We start from the raw sequence: 13,256 nt of genomic DNA, 5'->3' as shown, positions 1-13,256 counted from the left end.
CATAACGACGAATCCAACGGGCGGACGGTCTTCGGGCCGTCCGCCTTTTTTTGTCGGGGGTGAATGAAAATCAGGTATGGATGCCGCTACGCGGCGAGGTCGGTTGATTTCGCCTCCGGCGGGCAAGGGTTCGCACCCTTGCATCCCTTTATGTGCCTTCGGCGCGGGTGTGTTCCCCTCTCATTGAAGTGTGGGGCGGGTTCACGTATAGCAGGCGCATGACGCGTATTCGACTGACTGTGGCCTACGAGGGGACCGAGTTCTGCGGGTGGCAGGTGCAGCCCGCCGACCGCACGGTGCAGGGCGAGCTGGAGCGGGCGCTCTTGACCATCCTCGGGCGCGAGATCCGCGTGCACGGTTCCGGGCGGACCGACTCCGGGGTACACGCCCTGGGCCAGGTGGTCCATTTCGATATCCCGGACGACCGGCCCGGTTTCCCCTGGCGACGCAGCCTGAACGCCATCCTGCCGCGCGACGTGCGCGTGCTCGACGCCGGGTCCGTGGCCGACGACTTCCACGCTAGGTACGGGGCCAAATCAAAGACCTACGAATACTGCCTGTGGCACGAACGGGAGTTCTGCCTGCCCCAGCGCCGCCGCTTCGTCTGGGACTGCGGCCCGGTGGATTTTGCGCGCATGGAGGCGGCCGCCCGGGTGCTCATGGGCGAGCACGACTTCGCGGCCTTCCAGAACGTGGGCACGGACGTGGGGTCCACGGTGCGGACCGTCACCGACATCTCGCGGCACGGCGGCGTGACCGCGCACGAATCTGTCTGGCGGTTCACGGCGGACGGGTTTCTTAAACAGATGGTCCGCAACCTGGTGGGCTGTCTGGCGGCCTGCGGGCGGGGGAAGCTCGATATCGACGGGGTACGGGCCATCCTGGAATCGGGCGACCGCACCCTGGCTCCGGCCACGGTGCCGCCGCAGGGGCTGACCCTGGTCCGGGTGGAATACGGGGAAGGCTAGCGGCAGAGCACGTCGCGCTTTTCCGGGTCCCAGTAGAAGGTCGAGGCCTCGAGCCGCTTTTCGACCTTTTTCCTGATCTTGCCGAAGGTGATCATCGCGCCGGGGTGGACGAACTTCTTCACCTTCACGGTCACGCCCTGCATCTCCTCCTGGTGGCGCAGCAGCAGTCGGTGGATCTTGGCGCTCAATGCTTCGCGCCGCTTCACCAGGGCGGCGCGGTGCTTGATGACTTCGAGCAGGGCCGGGCGTTTGGCCTCCGGGGTGCGCGCCAGGAGCGTCTCGGGCGGTTCGGTGCCCAGGGTGGCCTCGATCTTTTGGATGGCCTTGACCACGCGGGTCCGCTCCTCGCGCAGCTCTTCGTCCTCGGCCTCCTCGACGATGATGCCCACGGTCGTGGCCACCCCCAGCTCGGAGCCGAGTTCGTTGACCTCGATGCCCTTGCGGGCCAGGATCACGCCGCCCTGGACCGTGCCCTTGCCGGACAGGGCCACCAGCCTGCCGTCCGTGCGGATGACCGAATTCTGGATCTCGTTGGCGATGATCACGTCGTGCCTGGCCCGGATGCGCGCGCCCACGGCGTAGTTGGCGATGACCCGGCCGTCGCTTATGATCTCGCCGCCGTCGGGCATGAGGATGCCGCCCTTGACCTCCACCAGGCCGCCCGCATACACGGTGGCGCTTTCGATGGACCCCTCCACCAGGACGTGCGTCGGGGCCGAGACCGAGAACCCGGCCTGGATCGATCCCAGGACCTTGATCGAGCCGTGCTCGACCTTCACGTTGCCCGAGTTGAGGTCCACGTTGCCCTGGACCACCAGGCACTGGGTCACGGACAGGGTGTTCCGCTCCATGACCGCCACGCCCTGGGCCTTGGAAGAATAGGTCACCCCGTCGTTCTGCAGCAGGACGTTCTCGCCCAGCGTGATCTTGAGCGGCCTGCCCGCGTGCGGCGGGATGGTCTTGCCGTAGATGTCGATGCCGCCCTCGCCCGGGGTGGGCGGATGGAGCCTGCCGATGATCTGGCCGGTGTTGACCATGGGGTAGACGCCCCGGTCGCGGAAATCGAGGCGGCCCGCGGAGTCCTCGGTGCCGGTCTCCTCGCGGGTGGCGACCAGGGATTCCAGCCAGCCGTCGCGGCCCGGCACCGGATGCGCGCCCTTGACCAGGACCTGATTGGGCAGGGCCATGTTCATGTCCGCCGCCTGCCGGATTTTGGCGGCCAGCATCTGCAGGTCCACGGGGAGGAGCACGCCCATGTCGCGCAGTTCCTTTTCGATGCGCTCGGGGGTGATGGGCACGCCCCGGAAATCCTTGTGGAAGATGGCCCCCACGACCTCGACTTCATCCGGGGTGATGTGCGCCAGCGGGTCCACGGAGACCTTGTCGTCGCGGATGTGGGCCATGCCCCAGACCTGGGAGTAGTAGGCCTCCTCGGCGCTGTCCCAGGCCACGTTATCGCCTATCTCGATCTTGACCGGCTTGGGCGTGAAGGCGCCGCTGGGATGGACGGCCCGGCCGTCGATGGATTCGCCGTCGGCCGCCTCGGTCGCCGGGCGGAAACGCAGGAAACGGTCCCCGGGAAATACGGGAAACGCCAGGTCCCCCAAGGGCGCCAGGGTGGCCTCCCTCGGCTCGCGGGGCGGGATGCCCCGGACCAGGGTGATGCCCCGGAACTCGCCTCCGGTCTGGACCGCCTCCACGATGCGTTTGGCCGCGTCCTCGTCCACGGGCAGGCGGACCCCGCAGGCCGCCACCTGGGCCTTGAGCAGGGCGACGCTCGGCTCCTTTCCGCCGTTGGGAGGAAAGTACCGGTTGACGCCCAGCTTCATGCCGTCTTCGGACATGGAGAAGCGGAAAACCGCTTCGGGACACGCTTTCAAGGCTTCTTCATCCGTCATGACGCACCGCTTTTGCATGATGAATGGAATAAAGGGTTTTCCCGGCCGATCCATTTCGGTCGGGACCACACCTTTTGTTACATATATCACACCGGCCAGTCACCTGGCAATCGGCTGAAAAACGGAGTTTCAGGAATCGTTATGTATTTCGGGTGGGTGACAGCCGCCAGTAGAGCTCTTCCAGCAGCCCGGCCAGGTCGGCGTATATGCCGCCCGGCTCAGGGGGCAGGCCGAACAGGGCGCGCCGCTGCTCCCGGAGGCCTTCCTTGGAGACCGCGCCCGAATCGGAGTGGAACACGGTCATGGCCAGCCGTTCGGCCAGCAGGTAGCCGGTCAGGCCGTTGCCGAGCAGGTCCATGAGCACCCGGAAGCGGTCGCGGTGCTCCTCCCAGAAGGCGAGCGCCGCGTCGTTGGGCTCGGCGGCCAGGGATTCGCAGATGAGCGAGTACAGGGTATTCACGCCCGCGCCAGGGATGCCGCGCCGCCAGCCGAGCAGCCACGGGTTGCGCCAGAAGAGCAGGAAGTGTTCGGACCCGGTGCGGATGATCTCCTCCATGATCCGGCGGGCGCGGATGAGCACTGCGTCTTCCCAGACGGCCGGGCGGGCGGCCACGTCCCAGGCCGGGACCGGACCGCGTGCGGCCACGGCGGATTCGGGCTCGTCGAGCACCCGGCCGAGGATGTGCGAGAGCCAGCGGTTGGCCTGGCGGGAGGCGGGCGTCTCCAGGTGGGCGTAGCTCAACACGACGCGCCCCTTGCCGAATTCGTTGGCCGCGACCACGGGGGCGCCTTCCATGAAATCCGGGCTCAGGTTCACGCCGTACAGGTTCTCCCAGTCGGCCATGGTTCCCTTGGGCAGGGTGGCCAGGTTGAGATCCGCCACCCAGAAGTCCGGGCCGGGTTTGCCGTAGCGGGCCAGCACGCTGACCGACGGGTCCACCGGGTCGAACCGGCCCGGCCACCAGACCGGGAGCAGCCCCTGGTCCATGCCGTCCGGGACCAGGTCGTTTTTCGCGTCCAGGCTGGCGTGCACATGGCCCGAAAGAAAGTGGTGCAGCCGGTTGCGGTATCCCTTGCGCACCCAAGGCGAGAGGCCCAGGCCGAAGGGGGTGGACAGAGCCAGACCGGCCCCGCCGCAGAAGCCGAGATAGGTGCCGCCCCCGCGCACGTATTCGCGGACCGCGTCCATGCCTCGTTCGCCCAGCCGGTCGGCCTTGCCCTTGGCCCGTCCGCCGGGCACGAGCAGCGCGGCCGGGACCTCGCCAAGCTTGCCAGAGAGCGCGCCATCGGCTATTTCTGAGCCGCGCACCAGCCGGTGGGGCACACCCCAGGCCGTCAGGGCCCGGGCGGCCAGCAGCCCCCAGAAGTGCGATTCGTCCCAATATATATGTATGCTTGACATATGCGGCGCTCTTGACAAGTGTAGGCCGACGCTATCAAGCGCGGCCGTTGACCGCAAGAAAATACGGAATGATACTACGGTGTTTAGGCACCGTCCCAATAAGAAACAGACCCCCCGCTAAAGCTCCGAACTCCGCCGAAGGCGGCACAAAAAGTTTAGGAAGGGAAGGGGGATGGGGGTCCGGGGGAAGGGGGAAGGGAAACCTCTTTTCAAAGGGTTTCCCTTCCCCCTTCCCCCGGCCGCCGGAGGCACCGATATGGCGCGGAAAGAGTTAGCCAAAGCCTACGAACCGTGGGATGTGGAAGAGAAGTGGGAGACCCACTGGGAACAGAGCGAGACCTTCACCCCGGACCCGGACGGTCCGGGCGACGCCTATTCCATCGTCATCCCGCCGCCCAACGTCACCGGCGTCCTGCACATGGGCCACGCCCTGAACCTGACGCTCCAGGACATCCTCTGCCGCTTCAATCGGCAGCAGGGCAAGAACGTCCTGTGGGTGCCGGGCACGGACCACGCGGGTATCGCCACCCAGAATGTGGTCGAGCGGCAACTCAAGGCCGAGGGGCTGACCCGCGACGATCTGGGGCGCGAGAAGTTCATCGAGCGCGTCTGGGAGTGGAAGAAGGAGAAGGGCGACCACATCCTCAGCCAGATTCGACGCATGGGCGCGTCGGTCGACTGGACCCGCGAGTGCTTCACCTTTGACGACCAGCGGGCCAAGGCCGTGCGCGAGGTCTTCGTGGCCCTGTTCGAGCAGGGGCTGATCTACAAGGGCGACTACATCATCAACTGGTGCAACCGCTGCCACACCGCCCTGGCCGACGACGAGGTCGAACACGAGGCCAAGCCCGGCAAGCTGCACCACGTCAAATATCCCCTGGCCGACGGCTCGGGCCACCTGATCGTGGCCACCACCCGGCCCGAGACCATGCTGGCCGACTCGGCCATCGCCGTGAACCCGGACGACGAGCGGTTCAACAAGTACATCGGCAAGACCGCCATCCTGCCCCTGGTCGGCCGCGAGCTGCCGATCATCGGCGACGCCTACGTGGACGTGGAATTCGGCACCGGCTGCCTCAAGGTCACCCCGGCCCACGACATGAACGACTGGGAGATCGGCCGCAGGCACAATCTCGAGGTCATCTCCATTCTGGACGAGAAGGGGTTCGTCAACGAGAACGCGCCCGAGAAGTACCGGGGACTGTCCGTGACCGAGGCGCGCAAGCTCGTGCTCGAGGACCTCGAGGCCGAAGGACTGCTCGGCGAGATCGTGGACCACGACCACTCGGTGGGCGTGTGCTACCGCTGCAAGTCCACCATCGAGCCCCACGTCTCCACCCAGTGGTTCGTGTCCATGAAGCCGCTGGCCGAAAAGGCCCGCGCCGCCGTGCCGGACAAGACCCAGATTTTCCCGGAGCACTGGACCAAGACCTACTACCAGTGGCTCGACGAGATCCGCGACTGGTGCATCTCCCGCCAGATATGGTGGGGCCACCGCATCCCGGCCTGGACCTGCGAGGACTGCGGCGAGCTGATTGTCGCCAAGGAAGACCCGACCGTCTGCACCCAGTGCGGATCGTCCAGGCTGATCCAGGACGAGGACGTGCTGGACACCTGGTTCTCCTCGGCCCTGTGGCCGTTCTCGACCATGGGCTGGCCCGACGACACGAAAGAGCTGGCCAAGTACTACCCGACCTCCTGCCTGGTCACAGGGTTCGACATCCTGTTCTTCTGGGTGGCGCGCATGATGATGATGGGCCTCCAGTTCATGGAGGAGATCCCGTTCCACCATGTCTACATCCACGCCCTGGTGCGCGACGAGCAGGGCAAGAAGATGTCCAAGTCCACGGGCAACGTCATCGACCCGCTGGACATGATCGGGAAGTACGGCGCCGACGCCCTGCGCTTCACCCTGACCAGCTTCGCGGCCATGGGCCGTGACATCAAGCTCTCGGAGCAGCGCATCGAGGGGTACAAGCATTTCATGAACAAGGTCTGGAACGCCACGCGGTTCGCCATGATGAACCTGCCCGACGAGATTCCGGACGCGGACGTGCACGCGGCCGACGACCTGGCCAACCGCTGGATTCTCCACCGGCTGGAAGAGGTCAAGGAATCCATCGCCCGGGCCACCGAGGAGTACCGCTTCAACGAGATCGCCCAGACGCTCTACAAGTTCATCTGGTCCGAGTTCTGCGACTGGTACCTGGAGATGATCAAGCCCGCGCTCTATGGTGAGGACGAGCAGGCCAAGGCCGCCACCCAGCGGGTGTTGTGGACCGTGCTGTCCGAGACCATGATCCTGCTCCACCCGGTGACCCCGTTCATCACCCAGGAGATCTGGAACGTGCTGCCGAGGCCCGCCGGCGACGACCGCAGCGAGGACATCGCCACCCTGCCGTTCCCGGACAGGCGGCCCGACTGCCTGGACGACAAGGCCGTGGCCGAGATGGAGCTGTTCATGGGCGTGGTCTCCGGCACCCGGAACATCCGCACTGAACTGCTCATCGAACCGGCCAAGAAGCTGGACCTGCTGATCAAGACCGTGAGCGACGCGGACAAGGCGGTGCTCGAGGCCAACCTCGGCCTGATCCAGTCCCTGGCCCGCATCGACAACGTGACCATCGGCCCGGACGTCAAGGCCCCCAAGGCCTCGGGCGCGGCCGTGGTCCAGGGCAACGAACTGTCCGTGCCCCTGGAGGGCGTGGTCGACTTCGACGCCGAACTGGCCCGGCTGGACAAGAATTTGGGCAAGCTCGAAAAGACCATGAAGGGCGTGGCCGGAAAGCTCAAGAACCCCGGCTTCGTGAACAACGCGCCCGCCGAGGTGGTCGAGGGCGAGAAGAAGAAGCTGGCCGAAATGGAAGAGGAAAAGACCAAGCTGACCCAGCTCAAGGCGCGGCTCGAAAGCGTGATGGGCTAGTCTTTCAGGCAACAGGCTGATCCTGACCCGGCGCATTCGAGAATGCGGATACCGCACAACCGACCTGCGCCGCGATAAAAAGTTTTGGAGGGTCCAGGGAACCTTTTTCAAAAGGTTCCCTGGCCGCCGGAGGCAATTTTATGGCAAACGTGTTTCTCGTCGGAGCCGGTCCGGGCGATCCGGGCATGCTCACCCTGCGGGCCAAGGAGATCATCGAGTCGTGCGACGTGATGATTTACGACTATCTGGCCAATGCCGAATTCCTGAAGTGGTGCAAGCCGGATTGCGAAATCCTGTATGTGGGCAAGAAGGGCGGCGACCACACCCTGCCCCAGGACAAGATCAACGATCTGATCGTTGAGAAGGCCAAGTCCGGCAAGGTCATCTGCCGCCTCAAGGGCGGCGACCCTTATGTCTTCGGGCGCGGCGGCGAAGAGGGCGAGGAACTCGTGGAAGCGGGCATCGACTTCGAGGTGGTGCCCGGCATCACCGCGGGCGTGGCCGCCCCGGCCTACGCGGGCATCCCGGTGACCCACCGCGACCACACCACCTCGGTCTGCTTCATCACCGGGCACGAGGACCCGACCAAGTCCGAGTCCGGCCACAACTGGGCCGTGTACGGGCAGTCCACCTCCACCCTGGTCTTCTACATGGGCGTGGGCAACCTGCCCATGATCGCCAAGAATCTCATGGACAACGGCCGCGCGGCCGACACCCCGGTGGCGTTGGTCCGCTGGGGCACGCGCTGCAACCAGACCTCGTTCGTGTCCGACCTGGAACACGTGGCCGAGGAGGCCCGGGCGCGCAACTGGCAGGCCCCGTCCATCATCATCGTGGGCGGCGTCTGCTCCCTGCACGACAAGCTGGGCTGGTTCGAGAAGAAGCCCATGCTCGGTCAGGGCGTGATCGTCACCCGGGCGCGCGAGCAGGCCTCGGGCCTGGTGGGCGTGCTGCGCGAGCAGGGCGCGTGCGTGCGCGAGTTCCCGACCATCTCGGTGGAGCCGCTGGACGACTACGCCGAGGTCGAGACCGCCATCCTGCAGCTGGCCCGGTACCAGTGGGTGGTGTTCACCTCGGTCAACGGCGTCAAACACTTCTGGCAGCAGCTGCGGGCCATCGGCCTGGACGCGCGCATCTTCGGCGGCATGCAGATCGCGGCCATCGGCCCGGCCACGGCGGACGAGCTGCGGGCGCGCGGCATCGAGCCGGACTTTATCCCCGAGAAATACGTGGCCGAGCACGTGGTCAAGGGGCTGCTCGAACGCGGCATCGCCGGTTCGGACGTGCTCATCCCCCGCGCCAAGGTGGCCAGAGAGGTCCTGCCCCGCGAGCTCAAGGCGGCGGGCTGCAACGTCACGGTCCTGCCGGTCTACGAGACCCGTCTGGGCCAGGCCTCGGGCGACGAGATCATGGAGGCGCTGGGCGCGGGCGACATCCGCTACGTGACCTTCACCTCGTCGAGCACGGTGGAGAACTTCTTCGAGCTGGTCCCGGCCGACGCCTTCAAGAACTACCCGGACGTGAAGATCGCCTCCATCGGCCCGGTCACCTCGGACACGATCCGCAAATTCGGCCTGACCCCGGTGCTGGAGCCCGAGGACTACACCATCCCCGGCCTGGTGGACGCGCTGATCAAGGACGCGACCGCGAAGTAGCGGCACCCGATACGACAAGACAAGGCCCGGCGCGTAATCCTGCGCGCCGGGCCTTTTTTTCATGCCGGAACAGGGCTGACCGGGCGCTCCTATTGGTAACTTTGGATGATGGCGTCGACCGTGCCGTCGGCCCTGAGCCCGTCCAGGGCGGCCTGGAGGCGGCACACTATGGCCGGGTCCATGTCCCGGCTGGCCGCGAAGTAGAAATTGGCGCTCATGAGCCGGTGGACGACCTCGAATGTGTCCGGTTCCAGCCCCATCTTGCGGATGGTGTAAAAAAGGGCGGATTCGGTGCCCGCCACAACGTCTATGCGCCCTTGGACGAGCTTGCGCAGGTTCAGCGTGGTGTCGTGGACCGAGTCCATGCGGCCCGGAGGCACGCCCAGCCGTATGAGTTCCTGTTCCGAGGCGCTGGCCCGCATGGTCCCGTAACGGTACTGTCCGGCACCTTCCACCGGGTCCTTGATGACCACCTTCCTGTCCTTGAGAGCGATCAGGCTGAAGTGCAGGGGCATGACCGGGCCGATCCACTGGAACAATCCCTCGCGTCCGGGCGTCCGGGCCATGGCGTAGAGGATGACGTCCGTTTTTTCGAGTATCTCCTTGTATCCCCTGGCCCAGGGCCAGACGCGGATGTCCTCGCGGGCCATCTCGAGCCCGGCCCGGTCCGCCATGAGCAGGAACAGGTCGGTGGCGATGCCCGAAGCACCATTCCGCGTGTCCAAGCTGCAGGGCGGGTTGTACTCGGTGATGACGCGCACCCCTTCCGCACCGGCCGCGACAGGGCCGAGCAGAAGGAAAAGGATAAGCAGCGGGCACAGGCGTCTCATGAACAGTCTCTTGGCTGATAGTAGGTATTGGAGAAGACAATACTGGGCGTGCCGTAAAAAGGCAATGCGGCCGCAGGCGCGGAAATCCGCCCTTGAAAAAGCGCGCGCTTTGGGCCAAGTTCTGGGACGGGGCCGACCCCCGCCGTTTTCAACCATTCAAGGGAGCATCCATGGCAATGCCCATTGCCGTCCTCGTGTCCGGGGGCGGGTCCAATCTGCAATCCATCATCGACCGCATCGAAGTGGGCATGCTCGACGCCGAGATCAAGGTGGTCGTCTCCAACAGGGAAGACGCCTTCGGCCTGACCCGAGCGCGCAACCACAACATCCCCACCCGCGTGCTGCTGCACACGGAGTTCGGTTCCCGCGAGGCGTTCGACGAGGAGATGGTCCGGGCCATCCGCCAGTCGGGCGTGAACGAGACCGGCGCGGTGGTCATGGCCGGATTCATGCGCATCGTCACCCCGGTCTTCCTGGAGCCGTTTCGCGGGCGCGTGATCAATATCCACCCGGCCCTGCTGCCGAGCTTTCCAGGCGTGCACGGCCAGGACGACGCCGCGGACTACGGGGTCAAGATATCCGGCTGCACCGTGCATTTCGTGGACGAAGAGATGGACCACGGCCCGGTCATCATCCAGGCCGCCGTGCCGTGCCAGCCGGGCGAGGGCGGCGACGCGCTGGGCGCGCGCATCATCAAGCTGGAACACCGCATCCTGCCCCAGGCCCTGCAATGGCTGGCCGAAGGACGGTTGGAACAGCGCGGGCGGTTCGTGCACCTCAAACCGGCCATCCGAAACCTGGCCATGCAACCCTCGGCCGGGACGGACACCGACACCCAAGCCCTGGTCTGGCCGCCGCTGGAAGACGGATTTTAGAAGAAGAATGCCTCCGGCGGCCAGGGGGGAACCCTTTGAAAAGGGTTGCCCGCTGGACCCCCTTCCCAAACTTTTTATCGCCGCTTCGCGGGGCGGGTGCGGGAGCGAAGGGGCGGCTTGAACGATATTTTGTAGTAACCTGATTTAATGTAACCCATCTCCATGCCCCCACCCCGCCGAAGGCGGCACAAAAAGTTTGGGAAAAGGAGGGGATGGGGGTCCGGGGGAAGGGGAGGGAAGAACCCTTTTCAAAGGGTTTTCCCTCCCCTTCCCCCGGCCGCCGGAGGCTTCCTATGCCCACACTAAACGACGTGCGGTTTGTGGCGATTGATTTCGAGACGGCGGATCCCAAGCGGGATTCGGCGTGCGCCTTGGGTATCGTGGTGGTGGACCGGGGCGAGATCGTGGCCCGGGACTACCGTCTGATCCGCCCGCCCAGGGCCAAGTTCAATCCTTTTTGCGTGCGCGTGCACGGCATCCACTGGTCGGACGTGTGCGACGAGCCGAGTTTCGGCGACCTGTGGCCCGAGCTGGAGGTCTATTTCCAGGGCGCGGACTTTCTGGTGGCGCACAACGCGGCCTTTGACAAGTCGGTGCTGCACACCTGCTGCCGCGAATCCGGCTGGACCGCGCCGGAGCAGCCGTTTCTGTGCACCGTGCAGCTGGCCCGCAAGACATGGGAGCTGGCCTCGAACAAGCTGCCGAGCGTGTGTGCGCACCTGGGCATTGAACTGAACCACCACAACGCGGCTTCGGACGCCGAGGCGTGCGCGCTCATAGCGGTCAACGGCCTGCGGCTCAACCCGGACTTCATGAGCAAGGTGCTGTGATGGCGGACGTGTATTTCATCGGTGCCGGACCGGGCGACCCGGAACTGCTGACCATCAAGGGACGGCGGCTGATCGGGGAAGCCGATCTGGTGCTCTACGCCGGGTCCCTGGTGCCCGCCGAGGTGGTGGCCGGGGCCAAGGAGGGCGCTCGGGTGGCCGACTCCGCGCCCATGAGCCTGGAGGAGACCCACGCGCTCATGGTCGAGACCGTGGCGCAGGGCGGCACGGTGGCCCGCGTGCACACCGGCGACCCGTCCCTGTACGGAGCCATCCGCGAGCAGATTGCGCTGCTGGACGCGGCCGGGATTTCGTATGCGGTGGTGCCGGGCGTGACCGCCGGGTTCGCGGCGGCCGCCGCGGCGGGGCGGTCGTATACCGTGCCCGAGGTGACCCAGACGCTGATTTTCACCCGGCTGGAAGGCAAGACGCCCGTGCCCGAGGGTGAGGGGCTGCGCAAGTTGGCGGCCCACGGCTCGGCCATGTGCATCTATCTGTCGGCGGGCGACCCCGAGGGCGTGCAGCGGGAGCTTCTGGCGGGCGGCCTGGCCGGTGCGACCCTGGTGGTCATGGCCTATCGCGTGGGCTGGCCGGACGAGAAGGTCGTGGAGACCGAACTGGCCGAGCTGGCGCGGGCGGCGCGCGACAACGGCTTCACCCGCCAGACCGTATTCCTGGTCCTGCCCGGCCAGGGGCGCGAGGACGCGGGCAAGGCCCGGTCCCTGCTGTACGACAAGGATTTCCGGCACATGTACCGGGCCTGACGGGAACGGGGTTGTCTCCGGGACGGCCGGTGCGGTATAAGTGCGGACATGATCCGATATCCTGCGGCGGACGAACGCTGAACACACCACCGGACGCATGAAGACATCCAGACCCATCCTCTCTGCTCTGTCCTGGCTCTATCTGGCCTGCATGGCCGTGGCCACGGCGCTGATGTACGCCCTGGGCGACCGCTGGTGGCCGGCCACGCTGCTGCTCTTCGGCCCGCGCTGGCTCCTGGGGCTGCCGCTGCTTGCGTTCATCCCCCTGGCCCTGTTCCGCAAACGCTTCCTGCTGCTCCCGCTGGGGTTGTCCCTGGGGGTGTTCCTGTGGCCTTTCCTCGGCTGGAATGTGGTCCTGGATTCGCCCCGGGCCGCGCCGGGGGAGACCGTCCGGGTGTTGTCCCTCAACACCAGGGACGGCCATATAGACCGGGACGCCCTGGCCGGGCTGATCACCAGCCTGAGCGTCGACGTGGTGTCCCTGCAGGAGCTGCCCCGATGGTTCGCGCTGCCGGTCATCCCGGGGTGGCATACCTACAGGCGGGCCGGGGTGGCCATCTATTCCCGTTATCCCCTGGAGCGGGGCGAGAGCGTCTGGACCGCCCATCCGCCGCATCTGAACAAGCGGTTGAGCGGGCTGAGCGCGGTGATCGACGCGCCGCAAGGCCGGTTCGCCTTTGTGGCCGTGCATCTTCCGAGCGCCCGGTACGGCCTGCAAAACGTGGTCAGCCGTGACCTGGGCGTGGACCCGGCCAAGGCGGGCATGCTCCGGGACGAGACCTCGGGGCGCGAGCGCGCCTCCATGCAGGTGGCGTCCCTGGCCGGGAACGCCTCCCTGCCGGTGATCGTGGCCGGGGACTTCAACATGCCCCGGCAGAGCCGGATTTTCCGGGATGTCTGGGGCGGCTTCCACGACGCCTTTGCCGAGACCGGGAGCGGGTACGGCTGGACGTTCTACGACGAATACAAGGGCATCCCTGTCAGGCTGTCCATCGACCACGTCGTGACCGCCAACGGCGCGGTGCCGCTGCATTTCCTTGTCGGTCCGGAGCTCTATTCGGACCACCGCCCGATCATCGCCGACGTGGCCCTGCCCAAGGCGGAGTAGGGCGCA

The 13,256-nt window shown here is 66.1% G+C and carries 10 protein-coding genes; 7 read left to right on the top strand and 3 right to left on the bottom strand.

Annotation, left to right across the window (positions count from 1 at the left end):
- Window positions 1–218 precede the first annotated feature (218 nt).
- Complete coding sequence (gene truA, locus ACR42D_RS17330; RefSeq protein WP_484568034.1) at window positions 219–968, top strand: tRNA pseudouridine(38-40) synthase TruA; 750 nt, start codon at window positions 219–221, stop codon at window positions 966–968.
- Here truA and ACR42D_RS17325 read toward each other — a convergent pair.
- Together ACR42D_RS17325 and ACR42D_RS17320 are read right to left on the bottom strand one after the other, a co-directional pair.
- On the bottom strand, window positions 965–2,866 hold the full coding sequence (locus ACR42D_RS17325; RefSeq protein ID WP_484568033.1) for a FapA family protein: 1,902 nt from the start codon (window positions 2,864–2,866) through the stop codon (window positions 965–967). The two genes, truA and ACR42D_RS17325, sit on opposite strands and share 4 nt — an antisense overlap.
- A 139-nt stretch (window positions 2,867–3,005) precedes the next feature.
- Complete coding sequence (locus ACR42D_RS17320) at window positions 3,006–4,268, bottom strand: BPL-N domain-containing protein (RefSeq protein ID WP_484568032.1); 1,263 nt, start codon at window positions 4,266–4,268, stop codon at window positions 3,006–3,008.
- Between the two features lie 256 nt (window positions 4,269–4,524).
- On the opposite strand from ACR42D_RS17320, the gene ACR42D_RS17315 reads away from it, so the two are divergent.
- A complete protein-coding gene (locus ACR42D_RS17315) occupies window positions 4,525–7,191 on the top strand; it encodes a valine--tRNA ligase (RefSeq protein WP_484568031.1) in 2,667 nt (888 codons plus the stop codon).
- Window positions 7,192–7,331: 140 nt separating this feature from the next.
- Entirely contained in the window at window positions 7,332–8,846 is a 1,515-nt protein-coding gene (cobA, locus tag ACR42D_RS17310) for a uroporphyrinogen-III C-methyltransferase (protein ID WP_484568030.1), read from the top strand.
- Between the two features lie 89 nt (window positions 8,847–8,935).
- Here the strand turns inward: cobA and ACR42D_RS17305 are convergent, their stop codons facing one another.
- Window positions 8,936–9,676 (bottom strand): substrate-binding periplasmic protein, encoded by a 741-nt coding sequence (locus ACR42D_RS17305; RefSeq protein ID WP_484568029.1) that lies wholly within the window; start codon window positions 9,674–9,676, stop codon window positions 8,936–8,938.
- 170 nt (window positions 9,677–9,846) lie between these two features.
- On the opposite strand from ACR42D_RS17305, the gene purN reads away from it, so the two are divergent.
- The 4 genes from purN (at window position 9,847) to ACR42D_RS17285 (ending at window position 13,250) form a co-directional block, all read left to right on the top strand.
- Window positions 9,847–10,551, top strand: coding sequence for a phosphoribosylglycinamide formyltransferase (purN, locus tag ACR42D_RS17300; RefSeq protein WP_484568028.1), 705 nt, complete (start codon window positions 9,847–9,849; stop codon window positions 10,549–10,551).
- Between the two features lie 293 nt (window positions 10,552–10,844).
- Window positions 10,845–11,381 carry a 3'-5' exonuclease gene (locus ACR42D_RS17295; protein WP_484568027.1) on the top strand — a complete coding sequence of 179 codons (537 nt, stop codon included), beginning with the start codon at window positions 10,845–10,847 and terminating at the stop codon, window positions 11,379–11,381.
- On the top strand, window positions 11,381–12,142 hold the full coding sequence (gene cobM / locus ACR42D_RS17290) for a precorrin-4 C(11)-methyltransferase (RefSeq protein ID WP_484568026.1): 762 nt from the start codon (window positions 11,381–11,383) through the stop codon (window positions 12,140–12,142). The genes ACR42D_RS17295 and cobM overlap by 1 nt, the downstream gene beginning before the upstream one ends.
- A 97-nt stretch (window positions 12,143–12,239) precedes the next feature.
- The gene (locus ACR42D_RS17285) at window positions 12,240–13,250 is read left to right on the top strand and encodes an endonuclease/exonuclease/phosphatase family protein (protein ID WP_484568025.1); all 1,011 of its coding nucleotides are present in this window, start codon (window positions 12,240–12,242) and stop codon (window positions 13,248–13,250) included.
- Window positions 13,251–13,256 lie beyond the last annotated feature (6 nt).

The sequence above is a fragment of the Pseudodesulfovibrio sp. lm2024 genome, from assembly GCF_051175575.1.
Classification (GTDB): Bacteria; Desulfobacterota; Desulfovibrionia; order Desulfovibrionales; family Desulfovibrionaceae; genus Pseudodesulfovibrio; species Pseudodesulfovibrio caledoniensis.
Note: the sequence above shows the minus strand (reverse complement) of the source record. Positions and strands in the feature narration are given on the sequence as shown.

What these genes read in the sequence shown, in the direction of transcription:
- truA (WP_484568034.1), top strand. Translation starts at nt 219, where the DNA reads ATGACGCGTATTCGACTGACTGTGGCCTACGAGGGGACCGAGTTCTGC.
- ACR42D_RS17325 (WP_484568033.1), bottom strand. Translation starts at nt 2,866, where the DNA reads ATGACGGATGAAGAAGCCTTGAAAGCGTGTCCCGAAGCGGTTTTCCGC.
- ACR42D_RS17320 (WP_484568032.1), bottom strand. Translation starts at nt 4,268, where the DNA reads ATGTCAAGCATACATATATATTGGGACGAATCGCACTTCTGGGGGCTG.
- ACR42D_RS17315 (WP_484568031.1), top strand. Translation starts at nt 4,525, where the DNA reads ATGGCGCGGAAAGAGTTAGCCAAAGCCTACGAACCGTGGGATGTGGAA.
- cobA (WP_484568030.1), top strand. Translation starts at nt 7,332, where the DNA reads ATGGCAAACGTGTTTCTCGTCGGAGCCGGTCCGGGCGATCCGGGCATG.
- ACR42D_RS17305 (WP_484568029.1), bottom strand. Translation starts at nt 9,676, where the DNA reads ATGAGACGCCTGTGCCCGCTGCTTATCCTTTTCCTTCTGCTCGGCCCT.
- purN (WP_484568028.1), top strand. Translation starts at nt 9,847, where the DNA reads ATGGCAATGCCCATTGCCGTCCTCGTGTCCGGGGGCGGGTCCAATCTG.
- ACR42D_RS17295 (WP_484568027.1), top strand. Translation starts at nt 10,845, where the DNA reads ATGCCCACACTAAACGACGTGCGGTTTGTGGCGATTGATTTCGAGACG.
- cobM (WP_484568026.1), top strand. Translation starts at nt 11,381, where the DNA reads ATGGCGGACGTGTATTTCATCGGTGCCGGACCGGGCGACCCGGAACTG.
- ACR42D_RS17285 (WP_484568025.1), top strand. Translation starts at nt 12,240, where the DNA reads ATGAAGACATCCAGACCCATCCTCTCTGCTCTGTCCTGGCTCTATCTG.